Below are 15,304 nucleotides of genomic sequence, written 5' to 3'. Positions count from 1 at the left end.
TGCCGGCCAGCGGCCGGCACTACCCCCTCATCCACGCATGGCGTGGACCTACTTCTTGGCGGCCTTCTTGACGGCCTTCTTGGCCGGGGCCTTCTTCGCGGCAGCCTTCTTCACCGCCTTCTTTGCCGGGGCCTTCTTGGCAGCGGCCTTCTTCGGCGCCGCTTCCTTCTTCACCGCCGCCTTCTTTGCCGGGGCCTTCTTCGCGGCGGCCTTCTTGGCGCCGAAGCCCTTGCGCACCGGCTTGCCGGTTTCTTCCATCAGCTGCTGCACTTCGGCCAGGGTCAGCGATGCCGGCTCGCGATCCTTGGGGATCTTGCCGTTCATCTTGCCGTCGCTGATGTACGGGCCGAAACGGCCGTTCAGCACCTGGATGTCGCTGCCCTCGAACTCCTTGATGATCCGGTTGCGCGCGATCTCTTCCTTCTCTTCGATCAGGAACACGGCGCGGGCCAGGTCGATGGTGTACGGGTCGTCTTCCTTCTTCAGCGAGGCATAGGTGCTGCCACGCTTGGCGAACGGACCGAAGCGGCCGATGCCGACGCTGACCGGTTCGCCCTTGTCCTCACCCAGCGCGCGCGGCATCAGGAACAGTTCCAGCGCGTCTTCCAGCGAGATGGTGTGCATCGACTGGCCGGGGCGCAGCGAGGCGAACTTCGGCTTCTCCTCGGCGTCCTCGGCGGTGCTGCCGATGGCTGCGTAGGGCCCGAAGCGGCCGAGGCGTACGCTGACCGGCTTGCCGGTCTTCGGGTCGGTGCCGAGCTCGCGCGCGCCACTGGCTTCAGCGCGATCAACCGATTCCTTCTTGTCCTCGACCAGTTCCTTGAACGGCTCCCAGAAGCGGGCCATCAGCGGGATCCACTCTTCTTCGCCACGCGAGACGGCGTCGAGCTCGTCTTCGAGTTTGGCGGTGAAGTCGTAGTCCACGTACCGGGTGAAATGGCTGGACAGGAACTTGGACACCGCACGGCCGACGTCGGACGGGCGGAAGCTGCGGCCTTCCATTTCCACGTACTTGCGGAACAGCAGGGTCTGGATGATCGAGGCGTAGGTCGAGGGACGGCCGATGCCGTACTCTTCCAGCGCCTTCACCAGCGCCGCTTCGGTGTAGCGCGGCGGCGGCTGGGTGAAATGCTGTTCGGCCTGGATGCGTTCCAGCGGGATGCGGTCACCGGGCTTCATCGCCGGCAGCTTGCGGCCTTCGTCCTCGTCCTCGGCGCTCTTGCTGTCCTTGCCTTCCTCGTACACGGCCAGGAAGCCGGGCACCACCACGGTGGTGCCGCTGGCGCGGAACACGTGTTCGCTGCCGGCGGACAGATCGACGCTGACGGTGTTGAGGGTGGCCGGAATCATCTGGCAGGCCACTGCACGCTTCCAGATCAGCTCATACAGGCGGCGCTCGTCGTCGGTGAGGAAGCGTGCCACCTGGGCCGGGGTACGCAGGGCCGAGGTCGGGCGCACCGCTTCGTGCGCTTCCTGGGCGTTCTTCGACTTGGTCTGGTAGGTGTTCGGCTGGTCCGGCAGCGAGGCGATGCCGTAGTCGCGGGCGATCACGTCGCGGATCTCGGCCAGTGCGTCCTGCGACAGGTTCACCGAGTCGGTACGCATGTACGAGATCAGGCCGACGGTGCCCTCGTCGCCGATGGCCACGCCTTCATACAGCTTCTGCGCCACCTGCATGGTCTTGCGGGTGGTGAAGCCGAGCTTGCGCGAGGCTTCCTGCTGCAGGGTGGAGGTGGTGAACGGCGGTGCCGGGCGGCGCTTGCGCTCCTTGCTGGCCACGTCGGTGACATGCAGCGAGCCCTGCGCGGCCTGCTGGATGCGCAGGCGGGCGGCCTCGGCGGTGTCGCCGTCGGTGATGGTGAACTGTTCGAACTTCTGCCCGTCCAGCTTGATCAGCTTGGCGTTGAAGTGCTGCGACGGGTGCGCGCACTCGGCGGCGATCGACCAGTACTCGCGGGCGATGAAGGCTTCGATCTCTTCCTCGCGCTCGACGATCATGCGCAGCGCCGGGCTCTGCACGCGGCCGGCGGACAGGCCGCGCTGGACCTTGCGCCACAGCACCGGCGACAGGTTGAAACCGACGAGGTAGTCCAGCGCGCGGCGCGCCTGCTGGGCGTCGACCAGGTCGCTGGCGATCGCGCGCGGCTGGCTGATGGCTTCCTTGATGGCGCGCGGGGTGATCTCGGTGAACACCACGCGCTGCATCGGCTTGTCCTTGACCAGCCCGCGTTCCTTCAGGATCTCGGCGATGTGCCAGCTGATCGCTTCACCCTCGCGGTCCGGGTCGGTCGCCAGCAGGATGTCGTCGGCGCCCTTGGCGGCCTTGGCGATTGCATCGACGTGCTTCTCGTTCTTGTCGATGACGTCGTAGTGCATGGCGAACCCGTTGTCCGGGTCGACTGCGCCTTCCTTCGGAATCAGGTCACGCACATGCCCATACGAGGCCAGGACCGTGTAGTCCTTGCCGAGGTATTTGTTGATCGTCTTGGCCTTGGCCGGCGATTCGACGATGAGCAGGTGCTTGGGCATGGCAGCAGGGTCTGTGGGGCGAACCGTGGGGAAGGGGCCGCTAGGGTGGAGCAAACGGCCGCATTAGTGAAGCGGCCACGGGCAAATCCATAAACTGAACGCCCGGTAATGTGCCGGGCGTTCAGGTTTCACCTTGTTAGAGGAATCACGCCCGGCCAGCCCCTGTCAAGCAGCCAGTCGTGAGGATGGCCGTTCAGGAGGCCATCTTGGCGATGAAGCCGACCGCGAATACCAGCAGGGCCAGGCCCACCAGCGACAGCAGGCCGGTCAGCACCAGTACCAGCACGGTGACCGTTCCCAGCTCCCGGCGCTGCAGCTGCGGCTGGTCGGTGTAGGCCCAGCGGTCGACCACCAGGGTGTCGCAGATCATGTCGTGCAGGCCCTGCTTGCGCTCGGTGAACGCCGCCATCAGGAAGCCGATGCCGAGGGTGAAGCTGCTCAGCAGCATGGCCCAGTAGCGACCAAATGCGCGGCCCTTGGTCAGGCGTTCGCCATTGCTGCGCACGACCTTGATGCCGACCGCCATCTTGCCCAGCGTGGCGCCACCCTTCGAGGCATGGAACCAGGTGTAGTACGCCATGCCGATGGCGAAGTTGATCAGTGCGCTGGACAGCTGGGCGACCACTTCGATGGCCGATTCGCCGCTGCCCACCGCGCCCATGCTGGCGCCGAGCACCACGCCGAGGATGGCGCCGATGATGCTGCCCGGGATGACCAGCACGAAGTAGTCGATCATGTAGGCCGCTACGCGCTTCCAGAAGCCGGCATAGACCACCTCGCCCCCCATCACCGGCTGGGCATGGCCGCCGCCGCCGAGCGCCGCAGGGGCGCTGTAGGGCGAACTGCTGAGGGCGCCGGTGCCCGGCAGTGGCGCCGTACCGTTGTCGATGGCGGCATAGTCGCCACGCAGGTCGAAGCCGCCGCTGGCGGTGGCCGTGCTGGCGTCAGCCAGTGTCTGCAGTCCGAGTTCGTCGACCACCTGGCGCAGCGCAGCCCACTGCGCCATGCCTTCGCGCCAGACCAGGGTGTCCAGGTTCAGTTGGCCGCGCTGGAAGCGCTGGCGGATCTCCTCGACCGGCAAGGGCCCCTGGCGTTGCTGTCCTTCTGCGTAATACCACTCAGTCATTGCATGTTCCCTGTTGGATCGTCCTTGGAGGTGCCGGTGTGTGCGCGGTTCAGCCGCGGCACGACGGCGGCAGGTACTTGTCGTCGCTTTCGCCGCTGCATTCCCAGCGGCCACTGTCGCGATCGTATTCCAGCCACAGCAGATCGCCATCGAGGCTCTTGCCGGGCAGCGCCAGGGTGGCTTCGATGCCGCAGTGGCCGTTGTTGAAGCGGCCGATGTTCACCGCCGAGAGACCGACCTGGGTGAAGTCGCCAGGGGCCGGGAAGCCAGCGTCGTTGGCACCGGGGCAACGGCCTTCGTCATCGGCGAAATGCTGCACCTGGTCCTTCAACGGCTGCAGCGCGGCCACTGCGCCGGCAACCTTGGCGCGCACGGTGTAGTCCTTGTAGGCGGGCAGGGCGATGGCGGCCAGGATGGCCAGGATTGGTACCAGCACCAGCAGCAGGCCGCCGCCGATGATCGCAGTGAGGGCGCAGCCGGACAGCTTCTTCTTCGGTGGCGGCAACACGCCGGCCGGCGGGGTGGCGGCATACGGCGTGGACGGCGGCAGCACCGGCGGCTGCGGCGGAGGCGGTGCCGCCGGTGCCTGTTCCGGTTCCGGTTCCGGCTCGATGGTTGGTGCGGAAGCGTCGAGTGCCGGCACGATCAGGCCGAGTTCGTCCACCACGGTGCGCAACGGCTGCCATTGCGGCAGGCCGTCGCGCCAGACCAGGGTGTCCAGGGAGATCTGGTTGTTGCGGAACAACTCGACCAACTGTTCCGCCGGCAGCGGACCCTGCTGCCGGTTGCCTTCTGCATGGAACCACTCGCTCACGGGGACGCTCCTGAATGCGCTATGCCCCCAAGTGTACGGTCAGTGCAGGGGTTCTGGCTCGTCCATGAACATCTGCGTCTCCATCCAGGCGTACGCCGCTTCGGAGCCGGGCTGGTTGAACAGCACCATCAGCACGACCCACTTCAGGTCGTCCAGGTCCAGTTCGTCCTGGTCCAGGGCCATGGCCCGGTCCAGCACCAGCTCGCGCTGGTCGGCGTCGAGGATGCCGTGCTGTTCCAGGTACAACAGGAAACCACGGCATTCCACGTCCAGCTTGTCCAGCTCGGGGCCGTGGTAGACGCGCACGGGGCCATCGACCCGCGCCTGGGCCACGCTCGGCCGCTGCGCGGCCAGGGCATCGAGCCAGTCGAACGCCTTGTTGATCTCGGTTGGGCTGAAACCGGCCTGGATCAGGCCGTTCTGAAGCGAATCGCGGTCACGGATCAGGTCCGCATCTTCGCTGAAATAGTGTTCAAACAGGTACAGCAGTACGTCCAGGATGCTCTCTTTCATTGCCCCTCGGCCTGCGTCGCGCGACGCTGTGGAGGTGAAGAAACTAGGGAGTTCGACAGTAGCGGCCGTGTACGCACACCACGATTCCCGCCAGTTCCATGGCCAGCAGCATGGAGGACACCTGGGGCGCCGTCAATCCACAGCGCGTGATCAGTGAATCCATACCGCTTGGGTTGTGGTCCAGGGCCCGCCACAAGCACTGGTAGTCAGGGTCGTCGGCCCAGCGCGCCGGCAGGAGCGCCGGCGGTGCCTGTTCAGTGGGGGTGGCGAGCCGTGATTGCAAGCCCGGCAACTGCTGGCGAAGGGCGGGGGCCAGCAGTTCAAGGACCTCCTCCGGGCGCTCGACCAGTGCCGCACCCTCGCGGATCAACCGGTGGCAGCCCGCCGCGCGTGGGTTGAGTACCGAACCGGGCAGGGCGCAGACCTCGCGGCCGGCCTCGGCGGCCAGGCGCGCGGTGATCAATGCGCCGGAGCGCTGGGCGGCCTCGACCACCACCGTCGCCAGCGCCAGCCCGGCCACCAGGCGGTTGCGGGCTGGAAAGTGACCGGGGCGTGCCGGTGTGCCCGGCAGGTACTCGCTGAGCACCGCGCCTTCGGCGGCGATGCGGGCCTGCAGCCGGGCATGGTTGTCCGGATAGGTCCGGTCCGGGCCGGTGCCGATCACCGCCACGGTGCAGCCACCGGCGTCCAGCGTGGCCTGGTGAGCGGCCGCGTCGATGCCTGCCGCCAGTCCGCTGGTCACCGCCAGGCCCGCTTCGACGAAGCAGCCAGCAAACCGGGCGGCCAGCGCGCGTCCGCCTGGCGTCGGCGAGCGGCTGCCGACCAGCGCCACCGAGGGGCGCCAGGCAAGGCTGGGGTCGCCGGCGATGAACAGCGCCAGAGGCGGGTTGGGCACATCCAGCAGGGGGGGAGGGAATCCCGGATCGGTGAAGGCCAACAGGTGGTGGTTGTCGTCATCCAGCCAGCGCCGTGCGGCTGTCCATGCCCGGATATCGGGGTGTTCCAGCGCGGCGCACTGCTCCGGCGTGCAACCGTGTGCGCGCCAGGTCGCAGTGCCTTGCGCGATGGCGGCTTCCGCACCGCCTGCGGCCTGCAGCAGGGCCCGTCGGGGCGCCAGTGCGCCTCCCGCCATCAGCAGGCGCAGCAGCGCCTCATATGCATGCGTGGTCATCCCCCACTATCGGCCGCACACAACAAAGGCGCCCTAGGGCGCCTTCGCATGTGACTGTCAGGTTTTGCCGGAGGTGCCTGCCGGCCGGTGGCTGGCACTCCCTGCGGTGGCCGGGGCAGCCCGGCAACCGCTACTTCGCGTCCGGGTGCAGCGCGTTGTAGCCCACCCGCACCGGCTTCACGCCCTGCATCACCAGCGCGTAGCTGACATTGTCGAAGGTGCGGAACACCATCGCGTGCGCGGCATATTCGTCCGGCAGCGAGACCCGGCCCGCGCCGGTGCTGAGCGAGTCGTCCATGCGCGACGAGGTCGGGTACTTCATGCGGTGCGCCACGTGGCGGCCGGGGCGCCACAGCGAGAACACGGTGCCGTTGTCCACACCCTGGGCGCGACCTGCGGAAATCGCGATCACGTCGCGCGGGCCACCGGCGGTGAACATGTCGGTCACCGCCAGTACGCGCACGTCCACGCCCTCGACACCCGCGGCGGGCACGTGGGGCACGAACTGCAGGTCGTACGGCTTGGCTTCGACCGGCACCAGGCGGTCGCCGGCGCGCACTTCGCGGCCACCGACGTTCTTGTCCAGCACCAGCGTGGAGGCCTCGACCTTGCCGCCGGCGATCTGGGTGATGGTGCCGGTGGCGACCTGGGCCAGCTCGTAGCCGAGCACGCCACGCCGTGCGTTGGGGGCGTTGTAGGCCTTCCACAGGTTGCCGCTGCCGGGGGTGACGTCGCCATTGGCGGTCAGGTCCTCGGTCGGCTTGGGCTGGGCGTAGCGCACGGTCGGGCGTACCACGGCCCAGCGCTGGCCCACCTGGGCATCGGCCAGGCGCACGTAGACGGTGTCGCCACCGGACACGCGCAGGCGGCTGTCCTCCAGGCCGACCACGTAGGGCAGCTGCTTGACGCTGTCGACCACGCTCAGCTGCTTCAGGAACGGCTCGACCTGGGCCAGCGGAATGGCGTCGATCGGGGCCTCCTGGCGCGGGCCGGGCCGGGCCGCCACGGTCACCCGGTCCAGATAGGCCAGGCTGAGTACGTCACCGGGATAGATCAGGTGCGGATTGGCGATCTGCGGATTGGCCTGCCAGATCTCCGGCCACAGCCACGGCTTCTGCAGGAAACGTGCGGCGATATCCCACAACGTGTCCCCTTTTCGGACCACATAGGTGTCCGGGTGCCCGCCATTCACTTCCACGGCGGTAGCATAGGCAGCCACGGTCAGCATCGCCGCGGCGACGACCGTACGAAAACGAAGCAACATAGGTGTGAAGCCCTGATTCCCCAACAGGTCCGCGCACTATAGTCCAGAAACCGGGGCGCAAGGCAAGCGTTGGAGCTAGAATCTGCGACGTATGCCGGCGTGCCGGCCCCCTATCCGGAAACAGCCATGGCCCTTCTCCCCATTCTCGAGTTCCCCGATCCGCGCCTGCGCACCAAGGCCGCGTTGATCGAAGCCGCCGAAGTCACCACGCCGGCCTTCCAGGAACTGATCGACAACATGTTCCAGACCATGTACGACGCCCCGGGCATTGGCCTGGCCGCCACCCAGGTGGACGTGCACAAGCGCTTCATGGTCATCGATGTCAGCGAAGAAAAGAATGAACCGCATGTGTTCATCAACCCGGAAATCGTCGCCAAGGACGGAGGCCGGGTGTACCAAGAGGGCTGCCTGTCGGTCCCGGGCATCTTCGCCGACGTGACCCGCGCCGACACCATCACCGTGAAGTACCTGGACCGCAATGGCCAGCAGCAGGAGCTGGAAGCCGGCGAAGTGCTGGCCACCTGCATCCAGCACGAGATGGATCACCTGGACGGCAAGCTGTTCATCGACTATCTGTCGCCGCTCAAGCGCGAGATGGTGCGCAAGAAGCTGGCCAAGCAGCGCAAGCACGTGGCGTGATCGCCAATCCGGGCCGCCCTTCGGGTGGCCCGTGCCTGCGCGACGCGCGCGGGCTGTACGGCGCCGGCCGACGGCGCCGTTTTCTTTCCTGCACGAATCCATCCTGCAAGTGGGGTAGCCATGAGGATTGTCTTTGCCGGTACGCCGGAATTCGCGGTGTCATCGCTGCGCGCGGCTGCGCGCCATCACGAGGTCGTGGCCGTCTACACCCAGCCTGATCGCCCGGCCGGGCGCGGCCGTGGCCTGGCGCCGTCGCCGGTCAAGCTCGAAGCCGTGGCCCGCGGCATTCCGGTCTACCAGCCGGAGTCGCTGAAGGGTGAAGCCGCCCAGCAGCAACTGCGCGACCTGCAGCCGGACCTGATGGTGGTGGTGGCCTACGGCCTGATCCTGCCCAAGGCGGTGTTGGCCATTCCGACCCATGGCTGCTGGAACGTGCATGCCTCACTGCTGCCGCGCTGGCGCGGTGCCGCGCCGATCCAGCGTGCGATCCAGGCCGGTGACGCAAAGACCGGTGTGTGCCTGATGCAGATGGAGGCCGGCCTGGATACCGGCCCGGTGCTGCTGCACCAGGAGCTGCCGATCGCCGCCACCGATACCGGTGGCCAGCTGCACGACAAGCTGGCCGAGCTGGGCGCACAGGTGCTCTCCGACGGCCTGGGCCTGCTGCGCGCCGGCATCAAGCCGATCGCGCGACCGCAGCCGGAACAGGGCGTGACCTACGCACACAAGCTGGACAAGGCCGAAGCGAAGCTGGACTGGGCGCAGGATGCAGGCGCGCTGGCGCGCACCGTGCGCGCGTTCAATCCGTGGCCGATCGCCGAGGCGACGCTGGCCGGCGAACGCGTGCGCATCCATGGCGCGGTGGCGCTGGAGGCGGACCACGGCCAGGCACCGGGTACGGTGCTGGCCGCCGGCCGCGATGGCATCGACATCGCCTGTGGCCAGGGCGCTCTGCGCCTGCGCGTGCTGCAGCGTGAAGGCGGCAAGGCGATCACCGCCGCCGACTACCTCAACGCTCGCCGCGACCTGCGCGTGGGAGCGTAAGCGGTGTCGAAGCAGAACGATTTTTCCATCGCCAAGGCGGCGCCGGGCGCGGCGACGCGCATGCTGGCCGCACGCGTGCTGGCCCAGGTGTTCACCCGTGGCCGTTCGTTGAAGGCAGAGCTGGCCTGGGCATTGCCGAAGCTGGCCGACAGCCGCGACCGCGCGCTGCTGGAAGCACTGTGTTTCGCTGTCCTGCGTCGCCGCAGTACCTATGACGCTGCCTTGCAGGCATGGATGCAGAAGCCGCTGTCGGCGCGTGACGCCGATCTGCGCACGCTGCTGATGGTCGGCTTCGCCCAGCTGGACGTGCTGGAGCTGCCGGCACACGCGGCGCTGTCGGCCACCGTCGATGCGGCACGCGCGCTGGGTCGCGAGCGCCAGGCGGGCCTGGTCAATGCGATCCTGCGCCGCGCGCAGCGCGAGGGTTTCCCGGAGCAGCCTGCACGCGACGCCTTCCCGGACTGGCTGGCCGATGCGATCGAGCGCGATTGGCCGGCGCAGGCCGAGGCGATCTTCAACGCCAGCCTGCAGCCGGCACCGCTGTGGCTGCGCGCCAACCGCCAGCATGGTGGTCGCGACAAGGTGCTGGCCACGCTGTCCGACGCCGGCATCGGCGCCGAAGCCAGTGCGCTCTGCACCGACGCATTGCGCCTGGCGGCCCCCGTTGCCGTGAACCAGTTGCCTGGCTTCGCAGACGGTGCGCTGTCGGTGCAGGACCTGTCGGCGCAATGCGCGGCCGATGCGCTGGCGCCGGTGGCCGGTGCGCGCGTGCTGGATGCCTGTGCGGCACCGGGCGGCAAGTCGGCGCACCTGCTGGAGCGTGACCCCAGCCTGCGCCTGCTGGCGCTGGATATCGACGCGCGCCGGCTGGCCCGTGCACGCGACACCTACACCCGCACCGGGGTGGGCGAGCATGCACAGACGCTGGTTGCCGATGCCAGTGATCCCGGTTCGTGGTGGGACGGCGTGCCGTTCGACGCGATCCTGCTGGATGCACCGTGTTCAGCCACCGGTGTGATCCGTCGCCAGCCGGACGTGATGTTCCATCGCCGTGCGGAAGACATCGACGCGCTGGTCGGCGTGCAGGCGCGCCTGCTGGAAGCCTGCTGGTCGATGCTGCGGCCGGGTGGCGTGCTGCTGTATGCCACCTGTTCGATCCTGCGTGCCGAGAACATCGATCAGGTGCGCGCGTTCCTGAAGTGGCATCCGGACGCCGTGGCGCAGCCGTTGGGTGACGAGTTCGGCGTGGATTGCGAAGGCGTGGCACGCCAGCGACTGCCGGGTGACAACGATGCTGACGGTTTCTTCTACGCGCGTCTGATAAAAGCAGCCTGACCCCCGCTGCCGTTTCGAGTCCCATGCTGAAAACCCACGCGTCGCGCCAGACGTGGTTGTTCGTGCTGATGGCCCTGCTGGTGCTGGGGGCCGGTCTGGGCCTCCGTGATCCGTGGCCCTCGGATGAGCCACGTTTCGCGCTGGTGGCCAAGCAGATGGTCGACAGCGGTTACTGGTTGTTCCCGCATCGCGGCCCCGAACTGTATTCGGACAAGCCGCCGATGCTGATGTGGTGGCAGGCCACGCTGTACAGCCTGGTCGGCCACTGGCGGGTGGCGTTCCTGCTGCCCTCCTTGCTGGCTGCGCTGGGCACGCTGTGGTGCGTGGTCGACCTCGGCCGCCGCCTGTGGACGCGGCAGGTGGGGCTGTACGCGGGCTGGGCACTGCTGTTCGCGCTGCACTTCACCTTCCAGGCGAAGAAGGCGCAGATCGATCCGCTGGTGGTGCTGTTCATCACCCTGGCCAACTACGGCCTGCTGCGCCATCTGCTGCTGGGTCCGGCCTGGCGCTGGTGGTGGCTCGGCTGGTTCTTCGCCGGCATCGGGGTGATCACCAAGGGCGTAGGCGTGCTGGCGCTGATGATGATCGCGCCGGCCGCAATCGCATCCATGCTGCATTGGCCGCGGGTGCGCCTGCATGTGCGCGACCTGCGTTTCTGGCTGGCACCGCTCGTCTTCCTGCTGGCGGTGTCGTTGTGGCTGGCGCCGATGCTGCTGGCCGGCCTGGCCACCGGCTCGGAGCCGTACCGCGCCTACATGGACGACATCCTGTTCCGGCAGACTGCGCGGCGCTATACGCAGTCCTGGGACCATCACCAGCCGTGGTGGTATTTCCTGGCGATCATGCCGTCGATGTGGATTCCCGCGTTCCTGCTGCTGCCGTGGGCAGTTCCGGCCTGGTTCCGGCGGCTGCGTCGGCGCGATGCGCGCTACCTGCTGCCGTTGGCCTGGTGGCTGCTGGTCGTGCTGTTCTTCTCCATTCCGCACGGCAAGCGCGACGTCTACATCCTGCCGGCATTGCCGATGTTCTGCCTGGCGTTGGCGCCGTTGCTGCCCGGGCTGCTGAGGCGGCGCGACGTGCAGCGCGTGCTGGGCGCTTTCACCATGGTGCTGGCATTGGCGCTGGGCCTGGTCGGTGCGCTGGCGCTGCTGGGTGATCCCGGTTTCGAAGTGCGCCTCACCCATGGCCGCGGGCTGCTTCCCGGCGCCACCGATGCGCTGGCCTGGGCGGCGCTGGCGATGGCGATCTGGGCGGCCCTGAGCCTAGGGGTGTGCGGGCGCCGGCGTCGGCACGTGGCCCTGGTTTCCAGCCTGGCCGGGGTCTGGGTGCTGTACAGCCTGGTCGGTTATCCGGTGTTGAACGATTCCAGCTCGGCCCGTGGCCTGATGCGTGAAGTCAGCGCACGCATCGGCCCGCAGGCCGAGCTGGGACTGGTGGCATGGAAAGAGCAGAACCTGCTGATGGCCGATCGCCCGGCGGCCACCTTTGGATTCGAAGCGCGTTGGCATGAACAGCTGCAGGCGGCCGTGCGCTGGCAGCGGCTGGTTCCGCAGCAGCGCTGGCTGCTGGTGAACGAGGATGCGATGCAGGCCTGCATTGATCGTGCGCGGGCCGAGATGGCGGGCATTTCCAATCGTCGCCGCTGGTGGCTGGTGCCTGCCGACGCGGTTGCAGGCACCTGCCGGCCGTCGGCGGCGGACCTCGAGCACGAGCGCCGCCTGCAGGGACCCGGGATCGCCGATTGAGCGTTCGGGCAACGCGGCTCAGGTGCTGGCCAGGGCGGCGTGGTAGCTGGCCAGCGTGGCGTCGGCGAATGTCTGCAGGCCGAACTCCCGCTGTGCATGGCGGCGTGCTGCACGTCCGTGTTCCGGCAGCGCATCGCGCTGTGCGTACAGCGTCTGAACCTGTGCGGCGATGGCGTCGATGTCGCGGGTGGCAACCACCCAGCCATCGACACCTGGTTCGATGTTCTCCGGCAGGCCCGCATAGTCGCTGACCAGCATCGGCTTGCCGCTGGCCATCATTTCGCGGCAGGCGAAGGAGATCGTCTCGACGTCATGGGACAGTACGAAGCCAGCGTCGCCGGCAGCGATCAGCACGCGGGTATCGGCCAGCAGGCCTGTGAAGTGCACCTGTGCGGCGACCTCGCCCAGCGCCTGCACCTGTTCGCGCTGCTGCGCGCTGGGCAGGTGGCCGGCCACGGCCATGTGCACGTGCGGACGCACCGCATCGGGTAGCCGCGCGATGGCCTTGGCCAGGTCGATCCAGCCTTTGTAATCGTCGGTGCCGGCGTTGCTGACCAGCACCAGCGCCTGTGGATCCTGCGTCCATTGCTGGCGCAACGCGCAACCGGTGCCGGCCGGCTGTGGCGAGTAACGCTCGAGGTCCACGCCGTTGCGGACGACGTCGATCGGGCAGCGACGGTACGGGCCCTGTTCCAGCAGGCGCTTGGTGTCGGCCGATACTGCGATCACGCGGTCGGTGGCCAGGCGGGCACGGAAGGCGTTGCCCAGGGTGTTGGTCGGCTTGCTGTTGTGCTTGGTGAGGATGATCGGCGGGCGGCGCATGCCGAGCAGGCCCTGCATCACGAAGCGGTGGTCACGTGCACCGTTGACGTGGATCAGGTCGATGCCTTCTTCGCGCACCAGCCTGCGCAGCGCGCGCTGTTCGGCCAGCTGCCGGGGCAGCGTTGGCAGGCCGCTGCCGAACGCAATCGGCAGTGTGCGGGCGATGCCTTCATCGGCCATGGTCCGCAGCAGGCGGCTGTCGGCCGGTGCGGCGACATGGAGCGTGTGCTGGCCATGCAGGGCCCGCGCCAGCGAGACGATGTACGTGGTGTGACCGCCACCGTCGCCGTAGTGGAAGTTGGTGTACAGGATTTTCATGGGGGGTCTTCAGGCAACGCCCGCGCAGTGTGACACAGCGTGGTCAAGGCCGGTCCGCGGAAGGCGCCGGGTCGGCCACCGCCTGTCCATTGCCCAGCATCCACAACATGATGGTCTTCTGCCGCACGTAGTTGGCCCGTACATAGGCGTAGACCAGACCGTGCCAGCCATCGCGGAAGCCGCCGCGGAACAGGAATCCGCGCCAGAACCGCCAGGCCGGGGCCAGCACCAGCTTGCCCAGTGTGGCCCGCTTGCCGCGCGCGAACTCGTGCTCGGCCATCATCCGCGCGTACTTCTCGGTCTTGGCCAACTGCTGCTGCAAAGACCGGTACGGGTAGTGGATCAGGTCGCCGGGCAGGGTGCCCACGCTGCCGTCGACGCTGGCGGCCTCGTGGATCTCGCGCTTGCCGCGCCAGCCCCCGCGGCGGCGGTCGAACAGGCGCATCACCCGGTCCGGATAGGCATTGCCATGGCGCAGGAACTTGCCGAAGTACTCCGACAGGCGTGCGAAGCGATAGCCGGCATGGCCGGCGAAGCCGCCGTCACGGACCTGTTCGATGGCCGTGCGCAGCGCCGGGCTGATCCGTTCGTCGGCATCCAGGCACAGCACCCAGTCGTGGCGGGCCTGCTCGACGCAGAACGCCTTCTGGCTGCGGAAGCCGTCGAACGGGCGCTGCAGCACGCGGGCACCGGCGGCCTCGGCGATGGCTACGGTGGCATCGGTGGAATACGAGTCCACCACCACGATCTCATCGCAGAAGGCCAGCGAGGCCAGGCAGTCGCCGATGCGCCCGGCTTCGTTGAACGCGATAATGCACGCCGAGATGCGAGGCCGTTCGATGGGAGCGGTCGTGGAGGACATGATGGCCGGGTACCTGTTGTTTGCGACGGAGCGTTATGCGCTGCCTATTCTCGCCCCGTTGGCGCAGGCCTTGCACGCCTCCGGGCAGGAGGTGGCGGCCTGGTTCGAAGGCGGCGCGGCTGGCAGCAGCCTGCCGGGGGTGCCCAACATCGGCCTCAAGCAGGCCCTGGCGATGCGTCCGCGGGCGGTGTTCAGCGCGGCCAACTGGGTGCCGACATTCCTGTCCGGGGCCAAGGTGCAGCTGTTCCATGGCTTCAACGTGGAGAAGCGGGACAGCGCGCGCGGCCACTTCCGGGTGCGCGGCATGTTCGACCTGTACTGCACGCAGGGCCCGGCCACCACCGCGCCGTTCCGGGAGATGGCCAGCCTGCAGGGCCACTTCGCGGTGGCCGAGACCGGCTGGCCGAAGCTGGACCCGCTGTTCCGCGATGACGGTGGCGAGAGTTCCGCGCTGCGCGCACCGGCCGGAGACCGCCCGGTGATCCTGTTCGGCTCGACCTTCACTGAACGGTTGAGTGCGGCCCCACACCTGCATGCGCAGATCGCCGCTGATATCGCCGCCGGCGACCACTACTGGCTGCTGACCCTGCACCCGAAGTGCCCGCCGGAACTGTTCGAACGCTACCGCGCGCTGGCCGGTGCCAATGCCCGCTTCATCGAGCCGGAACAGGTGATGGCCGCGCAGCGTGCCGCCGACGTGCTGGTCTCGGATACCTCGTCGATCGTTTCGGAGTTCATCGTCCAGCACAAGCCGGTGGTGACCTTCCGCAACCGCGTGCCCAAGCCGCACATGATCGACTTCGATGATCCTGCGCAGCTGCCGGCGATGCTGCAGCGCGCGCTGCACCCGGACGCCGTGCTGCAGGCGGAGATCGTGCGCTACGCCGACGCCATCCACCCTTACCGCGATGGCCGCTCCAGCGAACGGGTGATCGCGGCCACCGAGGATTTCCTGTCCGGTGAAATGGGTGCGTTGCGGCGCAAGCCGTTCGGCAGCTGGGTGCGCGATCTGCAGATCCGCAAGGACCTGGGGTATTGGGGCCCGTCGCAGCGCTGAAGCCTCGCTGACCCCGCTCGCGGTAGTGCCGGCCGCTGGCCGGCAATCTCGGTAATGTCGGCGGA

General features: G+C 68.0%; 13 protein-coding genes. 5 read left to right on the top strand and 8 right to left on the bottom strand.

Going from position 1 to position 15,304, the window contains the following annotated elements:
* Positions 1-48 precede the first annotated feature (48 nt).
* The 6 genes from D5301_RS02015 to D5301_RS01990 all read right to left on the bottom strand — a co-directional run bounded on the left by D5301_RS02015 (position 49) and on the right by D5301_RS01990 (position 7,417).
* A complete protein-coding gene (locus D5301_RS02015) occupies positions 49-2,529 on the bottom strand; it encodes a DNA topoisomerase I (RefSeq protein ID WP_110713882.1) in 2,481 nt (826 codons plus the stop codon).
* Positions 2,530-2,722: 193 nt separating this feature from the next.
* Positions 2,723-3,655 carry an RDD family protein gene (locus tag D5301_RS02010; RefSeq protein ID WP_110713881.1) on the bottom strand — a complete coding sequence of 311 codons (933 nt, stop codon included), beginning with the start codon at positions 3,653-3,655 and terminating at the stop codon, positions 2,723-2,725.
* Positions 3,656-3,704: 49 nt separating this feature from the next.
* Positions 3,705-4,469 carry a pilin gene (locus D5301_RS24430; RefSeq protein ID WP_324187244.1) on the bottom strand — a complete coding sequence of 255 codons (765 nt, stop codon included), beginning with the start codon at positions 4,467-4,469 and terminating at the stop codon, positions 3,705-3,707.
* Between the two features lie 39 nt (positions 4,470-4,508).
* Positions 4,509-4,982: a DUF494 family protein gene (locus D5301_RS02000; RefSeq protein WP_005411195.1), complete on the bottom strand. Its 474-nt coding sequence runs from the start codon at positions 4,980-4,982 to the stop codon at positions 4,509-4,511.
* A 43-nt stretch (positions 4,983-5,025) separates the two neighbouring features.
* Complete coding sequence (gene dprA / locus D5301_RS01995) at positions 5,026-6,153, bottom strand: DNA-processing protein DprA (protein ID WP_153854621.1); 1,128 nt, start codon at positions 6,151-6,153, stop codon at positions 5,026-5,028.
* Between the two features lie 130 nt (positions 6,154-6,283).
* Positions 6,284-7,417 (bottom strand): LysM peptidoglycan-binding domain-containing protein, encoded by a 1,134-nt coding sequence (locus D5301_RS01990; RefSeq protein WP_110713877.1) that lies wholly within the window; start codon positions 7,415-7,417, stop codon positions 6,284-6,286.
* 126 nt (positions 7,418-7,543) lie between these two features.
* Here D5301_RS01990 and def point away from each other — a divergent pair, with 126 nt between their 5' ends.
* The 4 genes from def (at position 7,544) to D5301_RS01970 (ending at position 12,180) form a co-directional block, all read left to right on the top strand.
* Positions 7,544-8,056, top strand: a complete 513-nt coding sequence (def, locus tag D5301_RS01985; protein ID WP_110713876.1) for a peptide deformylase — start codon at positions 7,544-7,546, stop codon at positions 8,054-8,056.
* Positions 8,057-8,176: 120 nt separating this feature from the next.
* Positions 8,177-9,100: a methionyl-tRNA formyltransferase gene (gene fmt, locus D5301_RS01980; RefSeq protein WP_153854620.1), complete on the top strand. Its 924-nt coding sequence runs from the start codon at positions 8,177-8,179 to the stop codon at positions 9,098-9,100.
* Positions 9,101-9,103: 3 nt separating this feature from the next.
* The gene (gene rsmB / locus D5301_RS01975) at positions 9,104-10,435 is read left to right on the top strand and encodes a 16S rRNA (cytosine(967)-C(5))-methyltransferase RsmB (protein ID WP_164160820.1); all 1,332 of its coding nucleotides are present in this window, start codon (positions 9,104-9,106) and stop codon (positions 10,433-10,435) included.
* 23 nt (positions 10,436-10,458) lie between these two features.
* The gene (locus tag D5301_RS01970; RefSeq protein WP_153854619.1) at positions 10,459-12,180 is read left to right on the top strand and encodes a glycosyltransferase family 39 protein; all 1,722 of its coding nucleotides are present in this window, start codon (positions 10,459-10,461) and stop codon (positions 12,178-12,180) included.
* Positions 12,181-12,198: 18 nt separating this feature from the next.
* Here the strand turns inward: D5301_RS01970 and D5301_RS01965 are convergent, their stop codons facing one another.
* Positions 12,199-13,320 carry a glycosyltransferase family 4 protein gene (locus D5301_RS01965; RefSeq protein ID WP_153854618.1) on the bottom strand — a complete coding sequence of 374 codons (1,122 nt, stop codon included), beginning with the start codon at positions 13,318-13,320 and terminating at the stop codon, positions 12,199-12,201.
* Between the two features lie 43 nt (positions 13,321-13,363).
* Positions 13,364-14,182, bottom strand: a complete 819-nt coding sequence (locus D5301_RS01960) for a glycosyltransferase family 2 protein (RefSeq protein ID WP_153854617.1) — start codon at positions 14,180-14,182, stop codon at positions 13,364-13,366.
* On the opposite strand from D5301_RS01960, the gene D5301_RS01955 reads away from it, so the two are divergent.
* Positions 14,181-15,239, top strand: coding sequence for a CDP-glycerol glycerophosphotransferase family protein (locus D5301_RS01955; RefSeq protein WP_153854616.1), 1,059 nt, complete (start codon positions 14,181-14,183; stop codon positions 15,237-15,239). The genes D5301_RS01960 and D5301_RS01955 overlap by 2 nt on opposite strands.
* Positions 15,240-15,304: the final 65 nt, after the last annotated feature.

It is taken from the genome of Stenotrophomonas sp. MH181796 (assembly GCF_009659995.1).
Lineage (GTDB): Bacteria > Pseudomonadota > Gammaproteobacteria > Xanthomonadales > Xanthomonadaceae > Stenotrophomonas > Stenotrophomonas riyadhensis.
This window is presented reverse-complemented; position numbering and strand designations above follow the sequence as displayed.

What these genes read in the sequence shown, in the direction of transcription:
- D5301_RS02015 (WP_110713882.1), bottom strand. Translation starts at nt 2,529, where the DNA reads ATGCCCAAGCACCTGCTCATCGTCGAATCGCCGGCCAAGGCCAAGACG.
- D5301_RS02010 (WP_110713881.1), bottom strand. Translation starts at nt 3,655, where the DNA reads ATGACTGAGTGGTATTACGCAGAAGGACAGCAACGCCAGGGGCCCTTG.
- D5301_RS02000 (WP_005411195.1), bottom strand. Translation starts at nt 4,982, where the DNA reads ATGAAAGAGAGCATCCTGGACGTACTGCTGTACCTGTTTGAACACTAT.
- dprA (WP_153854621.1), bottom strand. Translation starts at nt 6,153, where the DNA reads ATGACCACGCATGCATATGAGGCGCTGCTGCGCCTGCTGATGGCGGGA.
- D5301_RS01990 (WP_110713877.1), bottom strand. Translation starts at nt 7,417, where the DNA reads ATGTTGCTTCGTTTTCGTACGGTCGTCGCCGCGGCGATGCTGACCGTG.
- def (WP_110713876.1), top strand. Translation starts at nt 7,544, where the DNA reads ATGGCCCTTCTCCCCATTCTCGAGTTCCCCGATCCGCGCCTGCGCACC.
- fmt (WP_153854620.1), top strand. Translation starts at nt 8,177, where the DNA reads ATGAGGATTGTCTTTGCCGGTACGCCGGAATTCGCGGTGTCATCGCTG.
- D5301_RS01970 (WP_153854619.1), top strand. Translation starts at nt 10,459, where the DNA reads ATGCTGAAAACCCACGCGTCGCGCCAGACGTGGTTGTTCGTGCTGATG.
- D5301_RS01965 (WP_153854618.1), bottom strand. Translation starts at nt 13,320, where the DNA reads ATGAAAATCCTGTACACCAACTTCCACTACGGCGACGGTGGCGGTCAC.
- D5301_RS01955 (WP_153854616.1), top strand. Translation starts at nt 14,181, where the DNA reads ATGATGGCCGGGTACCTGTTGTTTGCGACGGAGCGTTATGCGCTGCCT.
- D5301_RS01960 (WP_153854617.1), bottom strand. Translation starts at nt 14,182, where the DNA reads ATGTCCTCCACGACCGCTCCCATCGAACGGCCTCGCATCTCGGCGTGC.